This is a genomic window from Methylobacterium sp. J-088 (assembly GCF_022829295.1).
In the GTDB taxonomy this organism is placed as follows: domain Bacteria; phylum Pseudomonadota; class Alphaproteobacteria; order Rhizobiales; family Beijerinckiaceae; genus Methylobacterium.
In genome coordinates this window covers 1-19,767 of the sequence record NZ_JAKSYH010000232.1, presented here as the reverse complement: position 1 = coordinate 19,767, position 19,767 = coordinate 1, and the positions used below count along the sequence as shown (strand labels likewise).

Genomic DNA, 19,767 nt, shown 5'->3' with positions numbered 1-19,767 from the left:
CAACGGTTTCACCTCTGTGGATCGAGAACATGTACAACTGCCAGATCGGGACCCTATGTAGCCTGATTAAACAGCTCACCGTCGATGAGATCAAGCGCGGCTTGATCGTGCGAGAACGCGAGGAGCTTGCGGACAGAGGCATCGATCCTCGAAGAAGCCCAAACCCTGACACGAATTCAAGATACGTTTCGGACGATGATATAGCTAATATGCACGGCTGGCTCAAATCGTGCACACGATGGGCCGTTGTCTTAGATGACGCGAATGTACGACAACGCATAAAGCATTTCGAAAAACGCCTTGAGCGTCCGATACAGCATTACGAGTTTCAAGCTGAGTTGAGAGCAACGCGAGAGGCGTTCGAAGACGCCGTAAATCCACGCCTTTTCTTCCTGTACGACAAAAAGAAAATCGAGCTTTTTGGCAATTGGAAGACCGATTGGGCTCCTGTCCTAGAGGCGTTTCCCTCAAGCGTGCCAGATGTGTTCTATGCCCTTGATTGCTATTGCAATGAGAACAATACCGCTAGCGTTTTTCACTCGATGCGCGTCGTAGAGCACGGACTGAGGTCCCTAGCACAAGATCTCAGCAAGGATTTCGGGGCACAGAATTGGCAAAACGTGATTGATCAGATCGAGGCGCAGATCAAATCGCTTGGAAAAACGCTTCCGTCCGGGCCTGACAAGAGCGAGAAACTTCGATTTTATTCAACTGCCGCAAGGGAAATTACTTTCTTCAAAGACGGGTGGCGCAATCACGTCTCTCATGGCCATGCGACATACGATGAGACGGAAGCACGCAACGTCATTGAACATGTAAAGCATTTTATGGTCGGACTTTCCCGAAATCTGCGCGAGGTTAGCGCTTGATGTAGGCTGCGGAACTACCGGTCGAATTCGGGACGCTTCTGAAATGCAAGAAGGGCGCACTACGATCGCTCGGCGGGAGTCATCACCCCGGAAATTAGTACCGTCATCCCGCCTACCATTTACTGGTGCAAAGGGTATAAAGCTGCCCTACGTCTACAGATCTAGCGCATCACCCTATGCACCTACCAAACCTCCGCAGATTATCGATACGCGAGCTGCTCGGCGCTTACCTACCTCCGTGGTCGGCCTTGGCACCATTAGGCAATCACGCCTTTTGTCACTGACGGTTCCTGCCGGCAGTACGCCGGGAGGACTGAAGCTCCTTTCCAGCGCAGGAGCCTCCTCTGAACAATCAGCAACACCGAACGATCAGTGAGGATCGCTCCAAACCGCCTTCGGCAAGCTGGCCGCCGGCTGTCCAGCAGCATTGAAAAGATCGGACGCCACTTCGTTCAGAAGCATGGATATCTCTTGCGCATCTCCGAATGTATACCGATCGAAGTCAACATTTTCATCTAGCTTTCCGTATGATGAATTGAAACCAAATCCCGAATACTGCCCTACACCGACAACTCCGTTAGTGGCGATATTTAACCCAACTTCAGCAGGCGCGCTCGGATAACTACTGCGCGCGCGCAAACGATCATAAACTCCCAGAGCAAACGCAACCATTCCCACAATCAAGTCAGCCCTGCAGGTACATTTCTCGATCTCTCGATGCTGCATGAAGGAGACAAAAATCCGGCCGCTGCGATGTATCTCGATATGCTTGTCAAAACCGCCCGTCTGCTGAGCAGAAACACCGCCTAAAATCCGTCGTTCGTAGCCTTGCATCATGCTATAGATATACATCCATTGTTGCTTATGTTCCTTGCCCTGAACCCAAATCGACAAAGCATCGTCGGCAGGTAAAAGACCTGCCATCGTTTCAAATCTGGGAAGAGATAGATCATAATGAGGCATAATGACTACTTGCGCGCCCAATGCCGCGCGACCCAGCGGATCCAACCACGCTGACAATTCAGCACGATCCCATCTCAGATGCGCATATGGTATCTGCAAGCACATTTTATAGACAAAATTGGCCTCGAAGTCAGATCGAATTGCCTCTAAACGGGATGTTGCCGTTTCAAATGCCCGAGCATTCCTTAGAACCATGTCATGAACCTCGGACATAGAGAGAGGAACACATCGATCTTCCCTACGAATGGTAGGACGGCGCGTCTTGACGACCCAGTGCGGCCCGAGAGCCGAAGCTCCAACCTCAATGACCACAACACCCGAGCCATCAGGTTCCGTTTGTATCGCCCGCACCGCAACGTAAGGCAGTCGAGGCTCCACACAGCTCAGAAGCACATCGCGCAGTCGCCTCTCAAGGCCAGCGACATCAGGCAGCGGGTTCAACTTTTCGGCGCGCGGCGGAGCGTCTTTCGTCTCATCCATTCCAAGAACGAGCGTTCCACCATCTGCGTTGGCGAAAGCCACTATCTCTTCCGAGAGGGCATCCCGCCCATAGTCGCTTAGTTTACTACCCTTCACCCACGATCGATCGACTGGGATACAGTTAGGGTCGATTTTTCGTTGACGCTTTTGTTCTTTTTCGCTGACCTGAATATCAACCTTGTACTCAAGGCGCCGGTCTTCTACCGCCCCATCTGAAATCAATATTTCGATGTCTTCAATAGTAATATTTTCTATTGCCTTGCCTCTCATCAGCACAACCTCTGAGAACAAATCTCGATTGCGGATCGACGTGCCCGGCAGCAGGATCAACCACCAGCATCGTCGATTGCACGCCCGCGAGATAGGATGCGACGTTTGCCTGTCGAATGTAGGGCGTCTCCGACACAAGCGAAGCGGTTATCGCTCCTTGGCTTTGTCACCGTTTTTGCGACGCCTTCTGGCCTTGCTCACGACCTGCCGTCCCACGATGTACCCATCCTCTTGGATACGAGGATTGCACATCCAAATATCTTGATTGTCTGCGTGCCAATGCCTTATTAAATCTACATACCGCTTCATTGCGCGCATGGTCGCATTTTCTGGTTTAATTACCCGGTTAGCGCGCAGATCCCATCTCGCAACAACGGCTGATAGAAAATCCGGCACTCGAATGAGATCATCCGTTAATTGTCTCAAGCCTGGATTGTCGGTTTTCGGCTCAGGAAACTTGAGCTGCGGCAGCTGATCAAGCGGGAACAGAGTTTGCCAACAAGAATGATAATTTATATACGTCAGGGAATAGAACAACCCATCTTGATACTCGGTCATCTTATCTCTATCTGGGAAGCAACTAATAAGATCCAACTTCGTGTTGGACGCCAATTTCCAACAAACATATGCATTGAACAAGCTTAACAGAAGCAACTTCTCAAATAAAGAAATAGAAAAGTTGCGACGCAGAGCATCCTGTTTGAGTCTTAGCAACTGATCTATGTACGACTGCCCGGTCCCATTCCCTCGCAACTGTTCAATAGTGAAATCAATCAAGTTTCTAGCCGCAACCAGGTCAGCATCATTGCTGCCTGTCCTCAAATATTTTGTGTCACGATTAATTATGAAAACAAAACAGTAGCACGGCCGATCTTCGAAGAATTTTCTCTGCAATTCCGATATTTCCCTGGTCTTTTTAAAATCACGCGGGAGGGCTTCGATTATTTTTCTCCTAAGTTCGTCTACGCCACGCTCGACTGGATAACAAGCGAACGCATATACATCATGAACTGTTTCGACAGGGTCCGTATTAAAATCGCTTGAAACGATCCACTTATTTGCAGTTGCATGACTTCCAATGAATTCTCTAAGATCACGTACGCCACTTTCATTAAAACAATCATCAAGACTTTGCGTCATAGCCTTGAAATCTAGCGGCATCACAGATCCTTGTTTAGAGCCAGCAGCCGAATTGGCGTACATGTTCAGAGGCCTACTGGGTATCCTCGCGCTTGAATTGGTATCGGCGAAGGCCGATGGCAATCGCATATTGCATGATCTGTTGCCTCCCACTATCGAAGCTATGCCGCCGGTCGAAATCGAGGCACTGCCCAAATGCGGGTAGGAGGGGTCACGTCCTCCCGGCGGCCTCAGCGGCCTTCTTCTGACGCTGCCTCTCTCTGGCTGCCTCCTTCTTCGCGAGCACCTGTTCCTTGCGCCGCGCCGTGATCACAGAGGGATCCTCCCATTCAGTTTGGTTGCGGGCGCTTTCGATGATCAGCTCCAGCATCGAGTAGCGAGAATGGATCCTGTGCAGCCTCTCGTTGTTCGCCGCCTTCAGCCGTTCGATCTCAACGTCTAGCTGACTGTCGGCCGCTTCGCTGAACTCCCGATCGTCCCACATGCAGTCCCACAGAGCATAGAGACAGCTGCGCAAGTCGAGCTCGTCCGGTAGAACGAAGGTTCGGGCGCAGCCGTCGAACCGGCCACAGAACAACCGGATCTTCTCCACGATCTCGGCATCGGCCGCACCGTCGGGCAGCTCGAAAAGGCGCGTCAGCCGCTTTCGGTTGATCTCGCGCGCCATCGGACTTCACGATGTCAAACAGCCTGGCCCGCCGCCGGAACGGCGCGCCGGGAAACCCGCCCTCACAGATGGAGGGTGTCCCGCGCCTCGCGGATCGCCTCAAGCATCAGGATCTTGACCCGCGCCGCGCGGGTCCGCTCCAGGTTGGCATCGATCTCCGCATTGAGCCGCTCGACCTCGGCGGCCTGTTCGGCCTTCACCCGCTCGATCTCCACGAGGCACCCGGCCGGCGACGTGTCGGGATCCAGGCCAAGCGCTCTGGCTATCTCCGGCCACGGCATCTGCCTGCGCCCGATCTCGCCGACGATCGCCGCCTCATCGGCATCGTCGGGGCGCCCAAGCAAGCGGGCGAACGCGGACAGATCCTGGGGCGTGGATGACGCTTCGCTCACAGATACCCCCTCAGATCGCCTCAGGACCTTCAATTTCACCTTCAAGAAATTTCGGGCGCGATGATAGCTGAAATGGCTGAATGCCGTTCCACGGGCTGTTTCTCGAAGATGCGCTTTGAGCCCTCGCCGGGCCCGTCGCGATAGCAGGGCCGCAGGGTAACTCTGCCCCCCGATCCCGGGACGGCGAAGCGCTTCGCCGTGCTGAAACGCTTCGGTCGGGTCAGACTGCCTGTCGTTGGCCATCCGCCAATCACAGCGCAGCGGATCGAAGCGGCACAAGGGGAAGCTCTTCCCCCTGCCGCAACGTGACGGTCACGCGCATCAGTCCAACACGGATACGGGGGCCCGGCAAGGACAGTCATGTCGGCGAGCGCGAGAGACATCCTCAGCCTGATCCAGCAGATCGGCGGCCCTGAGCTGGCGCGGCGGGTGCGCCAGGCCTGCACAGGCAAGAGGGTCAGCCTCAGCGTCGTCGCTCTGCTGTCGGACGCACACCCGTTCCGTCAGATCCTCGACGCGAGCGCGATGGCGCAGCTTGTCGAGGTGCTGCGTAACGACCTGCGCCGGGGCGATCATGTGCGCTTCCCGGTGGCGGCCGAGAGCGCCTACCTGCGCGACCGCGAGGCCAGGGCGCAGCACCTGCGCAGGCTCATCACGGCGGGCCTTAGTACGGGCGACATAGCTTGCGCCGTCCGTGTCAGCAGCCGCACCGTCGAGAACCATCGCGCCAGGATGCGCCGCGAGGTCCTTTCCCTGAAGGAGACGCAAGCATGAGCAGTGGACCGCTTGGGACCTCGACGAACTATCGCGTTCCATTCCTCCAGGTCACCGGTCCCAATGAAGAGGACATGCTGAAAGCCTGGGGCAGCCGGTTGATTGGCGTGAAGCTGATCGACCGCGCGTCCGACGTGAGCGACGAAGCTATCTTCATGTTCACTCGGAAGCCGCCTTACATGCCGCTGCCGAACGACGGCACCCCGTTCCGAGTGCGGCTCGGATGGTCGAACACAGATGTGGTGCTTGTCGGCTACTACACCTTCCAGCGCACACACATCTTCGGCTCTCCCAAGCGCGGACAGCAGCTTCACCTGATCTGTCGATCAGCGAACCTCGTAGAGCATTTCAAAGCCGTCGATAGCCAGCACTTCGACAAGGAGAACGGCCATTACACGATGAGCGACGTGTTCCAGAGCATATTTCGCTCGACCGGCCAGTCCGTAGACGTCCATCCGGACATCGCGAAGCTTGAGATCCCCGGCGGCTACCTGCTGCGTTGGAACCAGAGCGCGATTGATTTCGCCAGCGAGCTAGCGGACGCGAACGGCGCGCATATCAAAGTTCAGGACAACAAAGTCCTCATTCTGAAAGATTATTCGAAGCAGAGCGTCAGCGGAAAAGATCTCCCGCGCACGATATTGAAGTACGATGAAAATTACGAGTTCGACGTGGAGCTGGAGCCCCGGTTCCAGTACCAAAAGGTAACGGCCAGCTTCCTCAATACCGAAGATGGCCGCCTTGAGAGCGCAGAGAAGACGGAGGGGCAGGGGAAGGACGGCGACGTTCTCCCGCATCCCTTTGGCTCCAAGGAAGGCGCGGAGCGGGCCGCCACAGCAGTAGCGCAGGCGTGGGCGGCAAACTCTGGGACGGGAATGTTCACTTCCTACGGCCGCCCCGAGGCCGTGGCCGATGCCCCCGTGAAATGTGTCGGCTTCGGACCCGAGATCGATGACGCGGCGTGGATCTCCACCATCGTGACCCACGACGTGAACCCTGACGGCGGGTGGGTGACCATCGTGGAAACCTCGATCGACCCGTAACCGCCGGTCGGGACGCGAGCCCGGTCCATCCCGTCAGCGCCAATTCGGAAGCCATCATGAGCCAGCACCAGACTACGGCCAGCCTACCTAATATCCCACCGCTCGGGGTCTCGATCACGGTCCTGGCCGGCGAGGTGCCCTCGCAGGCCGCGAGCGGCCAGCTGCCGGAGTGGATCAAGGTGACGCCGCGCGGGCCGGTGCAGACCCGCGATGGGCGGAGCTACAGTTTCTCACCGGAGAACCTCGTTGCCCGCTTCAAGTCGGACGGCATCGATATCCCGGCCGACTTCAACCACGCGATCCCGTTCAAGGGCGGCCGCGGCGAGGAGGCCGACGCAATTGGTTGGGCGAAAGAGCTGCAAGCGCGGCCGGACGGCACCTACGCCCGCATGGAGTGGCTGGACAAAGGTAAGGCGGCACTCGCCGCACGCACCCACCGCTACATCTCGCCGAGCTTCCACCACGACGCCAACGGCGAGGCGACGTGGCTGCATTCAATCGCGCTCCTGGCCGCTCCAGCGTTGTCCATGCCAGCGCTGGCCGGGGCTTCGACCGGCGGCGCGGCTCCGGAGACGATCCCGGAAGCTCTCGGCCTCGATCCGTCAGCGGATGACGCGGCCTGCCTCGCAGCGATCGTCGCACGGCAAGCCGACTTTGTGTCGGTTGGGTTGTATGCCGACACACTGGCGGCCTTGAACGCCGCCAACAGCACGATCGCCGAGTTGCGCACGTCCGCCCGGCGAGAGCGGGTCAGCGCCTTGATGGAAGACGCGCTCAAGGCCCGCAAGATCATGCCCGCTCAGCGCGCGCAGTACGAGGCGCTGTGCAGCACCGACGCCGGATTGGCGCATGTCGCCAGCCTGTTCGCAGTCACGATGCCCGGCCTCCAGCCATCCGGCCTCGACGGACACATACCGAACGACGGCCGGAACGATGCCGAAAGGCCCGAGATGCTGGCCGCCCGTGCGGCCCGCTATCGCGCGGGTGAAGCGGCCAGCGGCCGCACGCTCAACCACGCTGAGGCAATCCGCTTCGCGCACGAGAACCCGACAGCCGGCCGGTAGCCGGTTCCACCAGCCGAAATCACCGAGGATTTCCTATGGCCGGCACAGCTCGCCCGTTCCCAACTGATCCTGTTCTGACCGCTCTGGCGCTCGGCTACCACAACGACAGCACGACGCTGATCGCCGACGTGGTGCTTCCGAGAGTGCCGGTGCCCGCACCGAGGTTCTCCTGGACGCGCTATCCGATCGCGCAGGTGTTCACCGTCCCCAATACGCTCGTCGGCCGTCGCGGCCGGACGGAGCGGGTCGAGTTTAGTGGCGCTCGCGACGCCAGCGAAGTCAACGACCACGCCCTGGAGTTCAGCGTTCCGCAGACGGACATCGATGAGGCCAAGGTCATGCGCGACCGTGGGCTTGGCAGCTTCAACCCTGTCGATTTCTCGACGATGGCGTTGACGGACCTCATCCTGCTCGATCGCGAGGTGCGTGCGGCCGCGATGATCCAAGACCCCAACAGTTACGCGACCAACAAGCGCTTGACGCTGTCTGGCACCGATCAGTTTGATCATGCGGAAAGCGATCCAATCGCGGTGTTCAAGGCGGCATTCAATGCCACCCTGATCTACCGACCCAACACGATGACGATGAGTCGGCCAGTGTGGTCGGTGGTGTCGTCTCATCCCAAGATCGTGAACGCGATCCGCGGCAACGTCACGGGGCAGGGCATCGTCACGCCAGATGAGTTCGTGCGCCTGTTCTCGGGAGAAGGGCTTAAGACCCTGGCGATCGGCGAGAGCTTCGTGAACACCGCACGCCCTGGACAGGATGCGCGCATGGCCCGGGTGTGGGGAAACGCGATTTCACTTACCCATCTCAATCCCATGGCGAACCCGACCACGGGCGGGGTCACCTTCGGCTTCACTGGTGAGTATGGCGCGCGCTTCGCGCTGTCGTGGCCGGATCGCGATGTTGGCGCGGAAGGCGGGGTCGTGGTGCGCGTGGGTGAGCGGCTACGTGAGTTGGTGGTGGCACCGGATGTAGGCTTCCTCATTCAGAACCCGATCATCGGCATGCCGGGGCCAACGATCATCCCTGCTGAAACGATGCGCGGTTATTGAAGGCCACTTCAATGAGCGATGAAGGCAGCCCACACGTAGTGCCGCCGCAGCAGCCGGAGCTGGAGATCCAGCCCGGCCAGCCGCTGCCCCTGTTCGGCCGCCACGAGGGCATCGAGGTTGTTGTGATCCGCTCCGATGAGTACCGAGAGCTGATCGGCCTACGGGCGCGAGCGGCCCGCGAGGAGATCAGGGCGGTGTTTCAAGAGCGGAAGGGGCCACCGCCCGGCCTCTCGACCATCGAGAAGGACCCAGAGGTGGCCGACTTCCTCCGTGATCTATTCCGGGGACGGATGACGCTGGCGGCACTGCATGAAGCGTGCGTTGAGCGCTTCGGCACAGCTCGCGCGCCATCGGCCAGCCGGATCCAGGTGTTCCGCGCGCGCTGGCAGAGCTACTGATGCCACTTACAAGCGGAATAGCATGTCGGCTAAAAGCCTCGAATTCACAGAATTTTGGGCCGGCGCCGCACTTGGGTGCGCAGCTAAGCTATCAATAGAAAGTGCCGTGACGTAGCGTCGATTAGCCATGAACGCTTTCATCTTCACACTTATCGCGAATGGATGCCTGCTGGAGCGATCTGGACTAAGCCAAACCGCGAAGCCGCGACGAATAGAAAAATCAGAAAATAGCTGAATGAACAAATCTTCGCCCGACATCAAGTTGGCTGTCGCCGTGACTTGAGCCGGCACAAATACCTTGTACCGGTGCCTAGGGGAGGATATCCCGTTCACGATGTCGTTTTTGACATCAGGATAGGATTTTCCGCGCTCATGCCAGGACGACAAGCGCATATATAGATCCATTTCCGGATGCACATAGTACTTTCTCTTGATATTATTGCTCTGAGGATACCCGTTATACTCGTGCCACAACTCCGGTTCTTCAAAAATTGTCCTCATTTGGTTGCTCTTGCCGCCATTTTGATCCGCGATGAGCATTACCAACGTGTCAATCGTCATGCTTTGACGCCTATACGGGAGCTATTAAAGCGGGATATGGAAGTGGCTCAAACGCCCTGTAGCTCATTCAATTGCGGCAGCTGATGAGTTTTTGAGAGCGGCAAAGATGTCTACTAGCGAGCCTGTTCATAGCACAATCGCAAGCGTGGCGCTGGTGACAATCCCAGCATGGCACTATGCCGAGTTGCTGGAGTATCAGCGGCTGGCACAGGCCAGCGGATCAGTCATGGCTCAGGTCCGGGCCCATCCTGCGCTCCTTGCAGTGGATCCACGGAGCCGGCTGTTCGGAGACCCCGAAGTGGCTGTGTTCCTGTTTGAAGCTTTCGGCGGATTGAAGCTGGTCGACGCCGATGTGGCTTGTCGGCAACGGTTCGGGGCCAATCGTAGCCCAAGCAAAGCGACCATCGGGCGGTATTGGCAGCGGCTACGAGGAAGGCGCTGAGCGGTCCGCTCAACTCGCGTCATCCTGCGTGGTCCCGCTCAATCCCGCCAACTTCGGACCACTGCCGCCAGTTAGCGATGACATACACACTGTCGAGTCGATCGGCGATCATGTCGATCCGCGGCCGGTTCGAACGCGGTGCGCCTACGGCCAGCCGCACCGAAGTTGTGCCGCACTCCTTCGTGCCGGTCAGGCCTCCTAGTCCGGAACCGGGACATGCCGAACTCGTGCGACGCGGTGGCGCCGGACGCCAGGGGGCTGTGAGCGACACGGCGCGGGCGATGCGAACCACAAACGCATTGACGGCGCAAGCGGAGCCGTTTCAATGCACCTTGCGCCTCGCCGGGGAGCGCAGCGGGGCGATATCGGGCTTGGGATGACGAGGATGCGAAAGCGCGCGGCTCCTGGGCCCCTCCGGCTCTCCCTCGGCGCCCTGATCCTGGGTTCGGCGCTTGCCGGCTGCACCACCGGATTCGCCTACATCTCCCGGAACTACGTGGCGCTCACGCCGCAGGTGGTCACGATCGGCTGCAAGGAACCCTACGAGGTCTACGACAACCGGCAGCTGCGCCGGATGCTGGTCGTATCCAACGCCCTGCGCGAATATGCCGGCTGCAACCTGAGTGAAGTCCGCATCGATCCGGAGCCGGGCGCGACCCAGGTGACGCGCTTCCGCACGGCCGCCCGCGCCTATCTCGACGAGACCGTGCGCGAGGATTGCCGGATCACCGGCGAGACCGTGTTCGATTCCCTGAAATCGGAGTTCGCCTACGCCTGCGACGCGCCGGTCGAGCGGCGCGGAACGGTGGTGCCGCGTCTGCCGGGCCGCAACCCGGGTGCAGCCCAACGCTGAGCCCGCCCGCTCAGGTCCCCGGCTTCGGGAAGGTGCGTTCGGTCGCGTCGCCGGCTGCCGCCAGGAGGGCACGCGCGAAGGCGCGGGCCTCGGCCCGGTCCAGCACGATGGCCGCGGTAACCGGCCCGCCGCCGAGATCGGACAGGGCGAGTTCCAGCCGTACCCCATCGGGCACGGCGCTCGCCTGAAGGCTCCAGCCCGAGCCCCGATCCGTGCTCTGTGCCATCGCATACTCCTCCCGCGTGTCGGGAAAACGCCGCAGGCGCCCGCCGGAACCGCCCTGGCCCGGGGCTGTTCCCGAGCCGTGCCCAGCGCCTCCCTGCCTCGCCTGAACGCGTTCCTCAAGACCGCAGGCCCCGGACTCGTCGTGATGCTTGCCGACACGGATGTCGGAAGCCTGATTACGGCGGCCCAGAGCGGCGCCCGCTGGGGCTACTCGCTGCTGCTCCTGCAGATCCTGCTGATCCCGATCCTGTACGTCGTCCAGGAGCTGACGGTCCGGCTCGGCACCGCCACGGGGCGTGGCCATGGCGAGCTGATCCGCGCGCGTTACGGGCCGGTCTGGGCCTGGATCTCCTATGGTGGCCTCGTGGTCGCCGGGATCGGCGCCATCGTCACGGAATTCTCCGGCATCGCGGGGATCGGCGACCTGTTCGGGGTACCGCGGCTTGTGAGCCTCGGATTGCCGGCCCTTCTGCTCCTCGGGCTCGTCTTCACCGGCGGCTACCGGCGCGTCGAGGTCGTGGCTCTGGCGGTCGGCCTGTTCGAGCTGGTCTTCATCGGCCTCGCCATCGCGGCGCGGCCGAACCTGGGCGAGATCGCCACGTCTTTTGCCCACATACCGCTCGGCGACGGTCAGTACCGGGTGCTGATCGCCGCCAATATTGGAGCGGTGATCATGCCGTGGATGATCTTCTACCAGCAATCGGCGATCGTCGACAAAGGCCTCGGCTGGGACCACGCGCGCAACTCGCGGATCGACACCCTCGTGGGAGCGGTGATCTCGCAATGCGTGATGGGGGCGATCCTGATCGCGGCCGCCGCCACGATCGGCAAGGCCGGGCAGGGGACCAAGGAGGGCTTGCAGACCGTGGGCGACCTCGCGGGCGCCTTCACGCCCGCCCTGGGGCCGTGGCTCGGGCAGGTGGTGTTCGGGGTCGGGATCATCGCGGCGGCCTTCGTGGCGCTGAACGTGGTCGCCCTCGCGCTGGCCTGGGGTTTCGGCGACGTGATGGGAAAGCCGCACTCCCTAGAGCAATCGCCCCGGGAGGCGCCGGCCTTCTACGGCGCCTTCGCGCTGGTGGTGGCGGCCGGCGCGGTAGCCGTCCAGCTCGTGCCGAATCTGGTTGCGCTCAACATCGCCGTGGAAGTGATGAACGCCCTGCTTCTGCCACTCGCGCTCGGCTTCCTGATCCTGCTCGCCACCCGCGCCCTGCCGGAGGGCAAGCGTGTCGAGGGCGCCTACAAGTGGGTGGTCTACGTCGTCTCGGGCGTCACCATCGCCTTCGCGCTGGTCGGTGTGCTCGACGCGGTCGGCCTGCTTTGAGGCGATTGACGCGAGCGGCCCGATGATGTCTCCCCCGGGTCTTCCGAGACGGTGGAGTCGACACATGCAAGAGATCTGGTTCCGTACGGGCGAGGCCACGGTGCTGGCGGCCGAGGGCCAGTACACCGACGCGATGCCGGAGGTGCTGATCGGCTCCGTCCGCGGTCCGGTGGGTCAGGCCTTCGCGTCGATGATGGGGCAAGTGCAGGGCCACACCCGCATGTTCGTGGTCCGCGACCTCAACCAGCTCGTGCGCCCGGCCACGATGATGACCACCAAGGCCACCATCCACACGGCCGAGTATGTCGAGCTGCTCGGCGGCGTGGTCCAGGCCGCCACCGGCGACGCGATCGTAGATTGCATCATCGAGGGCGTGCTGCCGAAGGACGGGCTCGACGAGTTGTGCATGATCATCATGATCTGGCTCGATCCGCGCTGCGCCGAGGACGACGACCTCGACCAGAAGGACCTCTACCGGACCAACTACGAGGCGACGAAGCTCGCCATCGCCCGCGCGCTCAAGGGCGAGCCCACGGTGGACGAGCTGATCGCCAACCGGAAGACCGTGAAGCACTACGCGCTGGAAGACGTCATCGAGTATTGATCAGCGCCGCGCCATGGGCGTGCGGGCGTAGAGATCGGCCACCGCGCAGTCGATGCCGAAACCGGGGAGAACCAGACGGTCATCCCCGGTCAGGCGGGTGCGGGTCCAGGTCTCGCCGATTCGCACCGACAGGGTCAGTGCAGGGCTCTTCTGTTCGATCAGGAGTACGGCCCGACAGTGCGGCAAGGTCTCGTAGCCTGCGCGCTTGACGTCAATCTTCGTCTGGCGCGTGCCGGGGAACTTCCGGTGGTCGCTCGAAGCGCGGATCTCGGCGGCCAGATAACAGCCGTCGACGACGTTCTGGTCGGGCTCGATGGTGGCCGCATCGTTGACCGCGACATCCGGGACCATACACTGGATGAGTTCCCACTTCTCCTTATTCGGGACGCGTCTCGATGAAGTCCCAGAACCCCCGGTGGGGATCGGTCCTGTGGACGGGCTGGGTCTCGAGAATCGTCATGGGAAAGCCCGGGCCGACTCGACAGATGCGGAGAATCCCGCCGGCCACTCGCTCGGTCAAGGGCGCCCTATCCCGGCGGGATGCGCCCCACCGAGCACAGGGTACGCATCGTGGTGCTGCCCGGGTCGGTGTAGCAGGAGGTCGACCAGCCGTTCTGCTGGATGAACGACTTGCGCCGCTCCGACAGGGACGTCCGGTAGGCGTTGGCGATGATCGGCTCGACCGTGGCGGCCGCTTCTCCGATCAGGATCTCGGAGGCCACCGACAGGTCGCGGAAGAAGGTCGCCGAGGGGGCGGGCTCGGCCGAGGTCGCCTGCACGATCGGCTCGGCCCGGCAGGTCACGTCGAACTTGATCGGCCCGGCGAGGCGGATGTCGATGCTGGGGCCAGCGCGCTTGCCGACCTTGCCGTCGATCGCCCCCGCGATCTGCCGGGCAAGGTCGTCGCAGGTATCGGCCCGGGCTGACGCCGCGAGCAGCGGCAGGCAGGCCAGGGCGGCCAGAAGGCGCGTCACGGTAAAGCTCGGCATGACCGCACTCTAGCCGCGGCGCGGCCCCTGTCGAGGGGTCGAATCGGCCCGCATCCGGGCAAAATTCGCGAGCCACGCCTTGGCGACGCGCATCCCCGGCGGCACGTTTGCGGTCGGCGGCGGACGGCGGACGCAATCTTCCAGATAGGTCAGGGACTCTTGGAGCACCGTGCCGGTGAACGGCTTGGCGATCACCGCCGTGGCCCCCGCCATGTCGTCGCTGAGCGCCTGGGCGTTGGCGGTCATGAATGCGGCCGTGATGCCGCCGAGGTCGTGCACGGCCTGCGCCACGTCGAGGCCCGAGGAGCCGTCGCCGAGGCGCAGGTCGATGAGAACCAGTTCCGGTCGGATCTCGTACACGAGGGCGATAGCCTCCCGGGCGGTCATGGCCGTGCCTACGACGCAGTGGCCCGCCTCCTCCAGCATCATCTCGATCTGCATCAGGATGAGGGCTTCATCCTCGACGACGAGGATCTTGAGCGGCTCGGTCACGCAGCCTCCAGACCGCCAGCCATCTCGCGCGGCAGGCGTATACTGACGATCGTGCCGGGATCGTTGGTCATCCAGGCGATGCTGGCGCTGAGCTGGCGGCAAAGCGTGCCGATCAGACGCTTCCCAAAGGAGCACTGCTCCATCACCTGGAGGGGCATGCCGACGCCGTCATCGGCGATCTTGATGGTGAAGTAGGCCTCGTCCGGCGCCACCGTCACGGAGAGCCGACCCGGGCGGTCGTTCGGGAAAGCGTGCTTGAGGGCGTTGGTGATCAATTCGTTCATCATCAGCGCCACGGGCGGCGCCTTGGCGACCGGGATCTCCACGGCCTCCAAATCGAGGTGCAGGCGGATTCGGTCGCCTGAGCCGCGGACAAGGTCGGTGGCGAGGTCGCGTGCGAACTCGGCCACGTCGAACCGCTCGACGTTGTTGGATTGGTAGAGCCGCCGATGGACCGTGCCCAAGGCCTCGACCCGGGTCAGCATCGCCTGCATGGCGGTGCGGGCGGCCGGGTCGGTGATCGCCCGTGTCTGCATGGACAGCAGCGCCGCGATCATCTGCAGGTTGTTTTTAACCCGGTGATCGACCTCATGGACCAGCATGGTCTGCGTGGCCAGTGCCTCGGTCAGGTCGCGGGTGCGTTTGGAGACCTCCGCCTCGAACCGGTCCTTCTCCTGCTGGACCCGCAGATGCGCGTCCACCCGGTCGGAGACGTCAAGCTGCGAGGCGAAGAAGAACAGCACCTCGCCGGCCTCGTTGGCGACCGGGCTGAGATAGAGCGCGTTCCAGAAGGGTACCCCATCCTTGCGGTAGTTCAGGATGTCGATCGCGATGTCGGTGCGGGCCTGGACCGCCTCGCGGATCAGCGCGATGACGCCGCGATCGGTCTCCTTGCCCTGAAGAAAACGGCAGTTGCGGCCCATGACCTCGTCCCGGCCATAGCCGGTCATCCGCAGGAAGGCGTCGTTGGCGAAGACGATCGGGTTGTCGGGAAGCCGCGGATTGGTGATGATCATCGGCATCCGCGTGGCGCGGACCGCGGCGGCGAAGGGATCGCCCTTGCCCTGCTCGGCGTCGAGCCGGTCCGTCTGATGCCAAGCGTCGGGCTGTTCCATCGAACCTGCTCTCTTCTGCCCGGCGTTCGTCACCTCCGGCAATCGGGTCGTGGCTGCGCTTCCGCAATCGCGAGCTTAACCACCTAGTCATGGGATCGGTTCGGGGCCAATGCGCGGAAGGTCCATATTTCGGTAGACAGAACGCCGCACCTTGAGGGGTTCAGCCGCCCGCCCGGGTGCGGACAAAGCCCGGGAGACAGGGTTCGAGTGACCTGGCCGGGGCAATATCCCTAGAGTTGCTTCACCCGCGCCCGGCGCTGTCGGCCTCAATGGAAATCCCGGCTGGGATAGGCCCGTCGGTCCGACGCCACGGCGAAATCCGTGGTCTCGGGCGGCAGCCGCATCCCGGCCTCGCGCAGGTCACGCAGCGATGCCGTGAGATCGCGAAAGCCCTCGGCTACGAGGTGGACCACCCCGTCCGCCCGCTGGATCCGGCCGCGCACGGCGAGGAACCGGGCCTGCATGGCGGCCCGGCGGTTGGCCTCGAACAGGGCCTTCCAGACGATCACGTTGGCGATGCCGGTCTCGTCCTCCAGGGTCAGGAACACCACGCCCTTGGCGGTTCCCGGCCGCTGGCGGATCAGCACAAGACCCGCCACCGTGACCCGCGCCCCCTGGGACAGGGCGGGATCGAGATGGGCCCGAGCCGAAATGGCGCCGATCCGGGCGAGTCGCCCCCGGAAGAAAGCGACCGGGTGCCCCTGGAGCGAGAGGCCGGTGGCGGCATAATCCTCGGCCACCGCCTCGGACGGGGCCAGAACCGGCAGTTCCACCGCCGGCTCGTGCCGGAACAGGCCGTCATCGGCGTGCCAGGCGAAGAGCGGCAGCGGCGCATCGAGGAGATGGGCGCGGCGCTCTGAGCCGTCGGCCTTGGCGGCCTTGCGGGATGACGTCCCCTCCAGGGTACGGACCATCCATAGGGCGGCGCGCCGGTCGAGACCCAGCGACCGGAACGCATCCGCCTCGGCCAGCCGCTCCAGGGTGTTGCGGGGCAGGGCGAGGGACGCCTGCAAGCCTTCGATGCTGGCATAGCCGTTGGCGCGCAGCCGCACGAGCCGGCGCATCGCGGCCTCGGGTAGACCGCGCACGACGCGCAGGCCGATCCGCACGGCGTGCATCTTAGGATCGCCGCAGGGCTCCAGGGTGCAGTCCCAGTCGCTGGCGTTGACGCAGACGCCCCGCACCTCGACCCCATGGGCGCGGGCGTCGCGCACGAGCTGCGCGGGCTGGTAGAAGCCCATCGGTTGGGCGTTGAGGATCGCCGCTAGGAAGACATCCGGGTGCCGGCACTTCATCCAGGCCGAGGCGTAGACGAGGAGCGCGAAGCTCGCCGCGTGGCTCTCCGGGAAACCGTAGGTCGAGAAGCCCCGGATCTGCGCGAAACAGCGCTCGGCGAAATCCTTCGGGTAGCCCCGGCGGGTCATGCCGCCGACGAACTTTTCTTCAAATCCCCCGATCGTGCCGACATGCCGGAAGGTCGCCATCGCCCGACGCAACCCATCGGCCTCCGCCGGGGTGAAGCCCGCCGCCGTGATGGCGATCTGCATGGCGTGTTCCTGGAACAGCGGCACGCCGTAGGTCTTCTTCAAGACGGCCTTCAGTTCGTCGGGGTCGCCGTGAGCGGGATCGGGCGAGGGATAGACCACCGGCTCCGCTCCCGAGCGCCGCCGCAGGTAGGGATGGACCATGTCGCCCTGGATCGGGCCGGGGCGCACGATCGCCACCTGCACCACGAGGTCGTAGAATTCCTTCGGCTTGAGGCGCGGCAGCATCGACATCTGCGCCCGGCTCTCGACCTGGAACACGCCGACGGAATCGGCCTTAGCCAGCATCGCGTAGGTGGCGGCATCGTCCTGCGGCAGGTCGGCCAGAGTCTCGTAGACCTCGCCATGGTCCTGTCCCAAAAAATCGAGGCCGCGCTTGAGGCAGGTCAGCATGCCGAGCGCCAGCACGTCGACCTTCATCAGGCCGATCGCGTCGATGTCGTCCTTGTCCCACTCGATGAAGGTGCGGTCCGCCATGGCGCCGTTGCCCACCGGTACGGTCTCGTCGAGGCGGCCCCGGGTCAGCACGAAGCCGCCGACATGCTGCGACAGGTGGCGGGGGAAGCCGATCAGCTGGTGGGCGAGATCGAGCGCCTGCCGGATCGCGGGGTTGGCGGGATCGAGGCCGGCTTCGCGCACATGCTGGTCCGGCATGCCGGTGCCCCAGGAGCCCCAGACCGTGTCGGCGATCGCCGCCGTCACGTCCTCGGTCAGGCCCAAGACCTTGCCGACCTCGCGGATCGCCATGCGGGGGCGGTAATGGATCACCGTGGCGCAGAGGGCGGCGCGCTCCCGGCCGTAGCGGGCGTAGAGGTGCTGGATCACCTCCTCGCGGCGCTCGTGCTCGAAATCGACGTCGATGTCGGGGGGCTCGCCACGGTTCTCCGAGATGAAGCGGGCGAAGAGCAGCCGGTGCTTGGACGGGTCCACCGCGGTGATGCCGAGGCAGAAGCACACGGCGGAATTCGCCGCCGAGCCACGCCCCTGGCAGAGGATGCCCTTGCTGCGAGCGAATTCGACCACGTCGAACAGGGTCAGGAAGTAGCGGGCATAGTCCATCTTGGCGATGAGCCGCAGTTCGTCGTTCAGCGTCGCCTCGACGGCGGCCGGAACCTCGCCGCCGTAGCGCCAGCGCGCCCGCTCGAAGGTCTTTTCCGCCAAATAGTCCTGCGGCGTGCGGCCGGGGGGCACCGGCTCGTCGGGATATTCGTAGTGCAGTTGCGACAGGCAGAAGTCGCAGGCCTGCGCGATCTCGACGGTGCGGGCCAACGCCCCTGGATGGTCGGCAAAGAGCGCTGCCATCTCGGCGGGGGGCTTCAGGTGGCGCTCGGCATTGGCCTCCAAGCGGTAGCCGGCCTCCCCGATCCGGCAGCCCTCCCGGATGCAGGTGACCACGTCCTGCAGCTGGCGCCGCTCGGGGTGGTGGTAGAGCGCGTCCGAGACCGCGACCATCGGGGCGCCGGAGGCTGCGCCCAACTCGGCCAGGAGCCCGAGACGCCGCCGCTCGTCGCCGCGGCGGGTGTGGCTCGCCCCGAGGAAGGTCCGCCCCGGGGCGGCGGCGGCCAGCGCCTCCAGCCGCGCCCGGAACCCGTCCGGCAGGCGCCTTGCCGGCGGCATGGCAATGAACATCTGCCCCTCGGCGGCCTCCAGCATCTCGGCGAAGGAGAAGCAGCACTCCCCCTTTCGGACCCGCCGGTTGCCGAGGGTCAGCAGCCGGCACAGGCGCCCCCAGGCATCCCGGTTCATCGGGTAGGTGACGGCCTCGAACCCCTCCTCGGTGACAAGGCGCACGCCGGGCAGGATCCGGATCGGGGTGCCCTCCAGCGCCAGCGCCGCCGCATGGGCCCGCACCACGCCGGCCACGGTGTTGCGGTCGGCGATGCCGAGGGCCTCGAGGCCGTAGGACGCCGCCTGCACGACGAATTCCTGCGGGTGCGAGGCGCCGTGCAGGAAGGAGAAGTTCGTGGTGACGGCGAGTTCGGCGTAGGCGGGGCCGCTCACGCGAACAGCCCGTGGACGTACCACGCGGCCGGGCGGTCGGGGGCGTGCGGCCCGTCGCGGTAGAGCCAGAGCCGGTGCCCGGCCTCGCACTCGACGCGGTAATAGTCCCGGTCGTTCCCAGGCGCGTGCCACCACTCGGCGGCGACCCGCTCCGGCCCCTCGGCATGGGTGACGCGGTGGATCTGCGCGCGCCAGCGGAACCGCCGGGGCGGCCCCTCCGGGATGGTCGAGAGCACATCGCAGGCGGCCTCGCCCCGGGGGAACAGCACCAGGGGGCGGGGCGGGAGGTGGTCGGGCCAGGGGGAGGCGAGGGAGCTGTCGGACTCGCGCATCTCCCTCCCCCCTCTGCGGGGGAGGGTACCCTGCGCAGCAGGGGGGGAGAGGGGAGCGACGGTGCAGATCGGGGCGCCGGCTTTCATGAAGGTCACGCTACATCCGGAAGCGTCGCTCCCCTCTCCCGACCCCTGCTGACGCAGGGACCACCCTCCCCCGCAGAGGGGGG

The 19,767-nt window shown here is 63.3% G+C and carries 21 protein-coding genes; 9 read left to right on the top strand and 12 right to left on the bottom strand.

Features of this window, described 5'->3' with window-relative positions; genetic code table 11:
- Positions 1–29: 29 nt before the first annotated feature.
- A complete protein-coding gene (locus tag MKK63_RS25155; protein ID WP_244006532.1) occupies positions 30–869 on the top strand; it encodes a hypothetical protein in 840 nt (279 codons plus the stop codon).
- Between the two features lie 369 nt (positions 870–1,238).
- Here MKK63_RS25155 and MKK63_RS25150 read toward each other — a convergent pair whose 3' ends face one another.
- The 4 genes from MKK63_RS25150 to MKK63_RS25135 all read right to left on the bottom strand — a co-directional run bounded on the left by MKK63_RS25150 (position 1,239) and on the right by MKK63_RS25135 (position 5,060).
- The gene (locus MKK63_RS25150; protein WP_244006530.1) at positions 1,239–2,642 is read right to left on the bottom strand and encodes a helix-turn-helix domain-containing protein; all 1,404 of its coding nucleotides are present in this window, start codon (positions 2,640–2,642) and stop codon (positions 1,239–1,241) included.
- Positions 2,643–2,729: 87 nt separating this feature from the next.
- Positions 2,730–3,743: a hypothetical protein gene (locus MKK63_RS25145; RefSeq protein ID WP_244006528.1), complete on the bottom strand. Its 1,014-nt coding sequence runs from the start codon at positions 3,741–3,743 to the stop codon at positions 2,730–2,732.
- Positions 3,744–3,933: 190 nt separating this feature from the next.
- Positions 3,934–4,389, bottom strand: a complete 456-nt coding sequence (locus MKK63_RS25140) for a hypothetical protein (protein WP_244006526.1) — start codon at positions 4,387–4,389, stop codon at positions 3,934–3,936.
- 62 nt (positions 4,390–4,451) lie between these two features.
- The gene (locus MKK63_RS25135; protein WP_244006524.1) at positions 4,452–5,060 is read right to left on the bottom strand and encodes a hypothetical protein; all 609 of its coding nucleotides are present in this window, start codon (positions 5,058–5,060) and stop codon (positions 4,452–4,454) included.
- 81 nt (positions 5,061–5,141) lie between these two features.
- Here MKK63_RS25135 and MKK63_RS25130 point away from each other — a divergent pair, with 81 nt between their 5' ends.
- Genes MKK63_RS25130 through MKK63_RS25110 form a run of 5 tightly spaced genes read left to right on the top strand, consistent with a single transcriptional unit; the run spans position 5,142 to position 9,118 of the window.
- A complete protein-coding gene (locus MKK63_RS25130; protein WP_244006522.1) occupies positions 5,142–5,555 on the top strand; it encodes a LuxR C-terminal-related transcriptional regulator in 414 nt (137 codons plus the stop codon).
- A complete protein-coding gene (locus tag MKK63_RS25125; protein ID WP_244006520.1) occupies positions 5,552–6,598 on the top strand; it encodes a phage late control D family protein in 1,047 nt (348 codons plus the stop codon). The genes MKK63_RS25130 and MKK63_RS25125 overlap by 4 nt, the downstream gene beginning before the upstream one ends.
- Before the next feature lie 56 nt (positions 6,599–6,654).
- Positions 6,655–7,662, top strand: coding sequence for a phage protease (locus MKK63_RS25120; protein WP_244006518.1), 1,008 nt, complete (start codon positions 6,655–6,657; stop codon positions 7,660–7,662).
- A gap of 35 nt (positions 7,663–7,697) precedes the next feature.
- Positions 7,698–8,720 carry a capsid protein gene (locus MKK63_RS25115; RefSeq protein WP_244006516.1) on the top strand — a complete coding sequence of 341 codons (1,023 nt, stop codon included), beginning with the start codon at positions 7,698–7,700 and terminating at the stop codon, positions 8,718–8,720.
- 11 nt (positions 8,721–8,731) lie between these two features.
- The gene (locus MKK63_RS25110) at positions 8,732–9,118 is read left to right on the top strand and encodes a hypothetical protein (RefSeq protein ID WP_244006514.1); all 387 of its coding nucleotides are present in this window, start codon (positions 8,732–8,734) and stop codon (positions 9,116–9,118) included.
- Between the two features lie 6 nt (positions 9,119–9,124).
- Here MKK63_RS25110 and MKK63_RS25105 read toward each other — a convergent pair whose 3' ends face one another.
- Complete coding sequence (locus tag MKK63_RS25105; RefSeq protein ID WP_244006512.1) at positions 9,125–9,679, bottom strand: hypothetical protein; 555 nt, start codon at positions 9,677–9,679, stop codon at positions 9,125–9,127.
- Between the two features lie 827 nt (positions 9,680–10,506).
- Here MKK63_RS25105 and MKK63_RS25100 point away from each other — a divergent pair.
- Positions 10,507–10,974: a hypothetical protein gene (locus MKK63_RS25100; protein WP_244006510.1), complete on the top strand. Its 468-nt coding sequence runs from the start codon at positions 10,507–10,509 to the stop codon at positions 10,972–10,974.
- A gap of 10 nt (positions 10,975–10,984) precedes the next feature.
- Here MKK63_RS25100 and MKK63_RS25095 read toward each other — a convergent pair whose 3' ends face one another.
- Positions 10,985–11,200 (bottom strand): hypothetical protein, encoded by a 216-nt coding sequence (locus tag MKK63_RS25095; RefSeq protein WP_244006509.1) that lies wholly within the window; start codon positions 11,198–11,200, stop codon positions 10,985–10,987.
- Positions 11,201–11,278: 78 nt separating this feature from the next.
- Between MKK63_RS25095 and MKK63_RS25090 the strand changes: the two genes are divergently transcribed.
- On the top strand, positions 11,279–12,520 hold the full coding sequence (locus MKK63_RS25090) for an NRAMP family divalent metal transporter (protein WP_244006508.1): 1,242 nt from the start codon (positions 11,279–11,281) through the stop codon (positions 12,518–12,520).
- Positions 12,521–12,584: 64 nt separating this feature from the next.
- On the top strand, positions 12,585–13,124 hold the full coding sequence (fae, locus tag MKK63_RS25085) for a formaldehyde-activating enzyme (RefSeq protein ID WP_244006507.1): 540 nt from the start codon (positions 12,585–12,587) through the stop codon (positions 13,122–13,124).
- Here fae and MKK63_RS25080 read toward each other — a convergent pair whose 3' ends face one another.
- The 6 genes from MKK63_RS25080 to MKK63_RS25055 form a co-directional block, all read right to left on the bottom strand.
- A complete protein-coding gene (locus MKK63_RS25080) occupies positions 13,125–13,475 on the bottom strand; it encodes a hypothetical protein (protein WP_244006506.1) in 351 nt (116 codons plus the stop codon).
- A gap of 176 nt (positions 13,476–13,651) precedes the next feature.
- Positions 13,652–14,113, bottom strand: a complete 462-nt coding sequence (locus MKK63_RS25075; RefSeq protein ID WP_244006505.1) for a hypothetical protein — start codon at positions 14,111–14,113, stop codon at positions 13,652–13,654.
- A 9-nt stretch (positions 14,114–14,122) separates the two neighbouring features.
- Positions 14,123–14,605 carry a response regulator gene (locus MKK63_RS25070; RefSeq protein ID WP_244006504.1) on the bottom strand — a complete coding sequence of 161 codons (483 nt, stop codon included), beginning with the start codon at positions 14,603–14,605 and terminating at the stop codon, positions 14,123–14,125.
- On the bottom strand, positions 14,602–15,720 hold the full coding sequence (locus MKK63_RS25065; protein ID WP_244006501.1) for a histidine kinase dimerization/phosphoacceptor domain -containing protein: 1,119 nt from the start codon (positions 15,718–15,720) through the stop codon (positions 14,602–14,604). The genes MKK63_RS25070 and MKK63_RS25065 overlap by 4 nt, the downstream gene beginning before the upstream one ends.
- 266 nt (positions 15,721–15,986) lie before the next feature.
- Positions 15,987–19,265 (bottom strand): error-prone DNA polymerase, encoded by a 3,279-nt coding sequence (locus MKK63_RS25060; protein ID WP_244006499.1) that lies wholly within the window; start codon positions 19,263–19,265, stop codon positions 15,987–15,989.
- Complete coding sequence (locus MKK63_RS25055; protein WP_409564560.1) at positions 19,262–19,597, bottom strand: DUF6504 family protein; 336 nt, start codon at positions 19,595–19,597, stop codon at positions 19,262–19,264. Before MKK63_RS25055 ends, MKK63_RS25060 begins: the two co-directional genes overlap by 4 nt.
- Between the last annotated feature and the right edge of the window lie 170 nt (positions 19,598–19,767).

Coding starts and splice junctions, on each gene's coding strand:
- MKK63_RS25110 (WP_244006514.1), top strand. CDS start 8,732: ATGAGCGATGAAGGCAGCCCACACGTAGTGCCGCCGCAGCAGCCGGAG.
- MKK63_RS25075 (WP_244006505.1), bottom strand. CDS start 14,113: ATGCCGAGCTTTACCGTGACGCGCCTTCTGGCCGCCCTGGCCTGCCTG.
- MKK63_RS25100 (WP_244006510.1), top strand. CDS start 10,507: ATGCGAAAGCGCGCGGCTCCTGGGCCCCTCCGGCTCTCCCTCGGCGCC.
- MKK63_RS25065 (WP_244006501.1), bottom strand. CDS start 15,720: ATGGAACAGCCCGACGCTTGGCATCAGACGGACCGGCTCGACGCCGAG.
- MKK63_RS25140 (WP_244006526.1), bottom strand. CDS start 4,389: ATGGCGCGCGAGATCAACCGAAAGCGGCTGACGCGCCTTTTCGAGCTG.
- MKK63_RS25115 (WP_244006516.1), top strand. CDS start 7,698: ATGGCCGGCACAGCTCGCCCGTTCCCAACTGATCCTGTTCTGACCGCT.
- MKK63_RS25095 (WP_244006509.1), bottom strand. CDS start 11,200: ATGGCACAGAGCACGGATCGGGGCTCGGGCTGGAGCCTTCAGGCGAGC.
- fae (WP_244006507.1), top strand. CDS start 12,585: ATGCAAGAGATCTGGTTCCGTACGGGCGAGGCCACGGTGCTGGCGGCC.
- MKK63_RS25125 (WP_244006520.1), top strand. CDS start 5,552: ATGAGCAGTGGACCGCTTGGGACCTCGACGAACTATCGCGTTCCATTC.
- MKK63_RS25120 (WP_244006518.1), top strand. CDS start 6,655: ATGAGCCAGCACCAGACTACGGCCAGCCTACCTAATATCCCACCGCTC.
- MKK63_RS25155 (WP_244006532.1), top strand. CDS start 30: ATGTACAACTGCCAGATCGGGACCCTATGTAGCCTGATTAAACAGCTC.
- MKK63_RS25130 (WP_244006522.1), top strand. CDS start 5,142: ATGTCGGCGAGCGCGAGAGACATCCTCAGCCTGATCCAGCAGATCGGC.
- MKK63_RS25145 (WP_244006528.1), bottom strand. CDS start 3,743: ATGCCGCTAGATTTCAAGGCTATGACGCAAAGTCTTGATGATTGTTTT.
- MKK63_RS25105 (WP_244006512.1), bottom strand. CDS start 9,679: ATGACGATTGACACGTTGGTAATGCTCATCGCGGATCAAAATGGCGGC.
- MKK63_RS25055 (WP_409564560.1), bottom strand. CDS start 19,597: ATGCGCGAGTCCGACAGCTCCCTCGCCTCCCCCTGGCCCGACCACCTC.
- MKK63_RS25080 (WP_244006506.1), bottom strand. CDS start 13,475: ATGGTCCCGGATGTCGCGGTCAACGATGCGGCCACCATCGAGCCCGAC.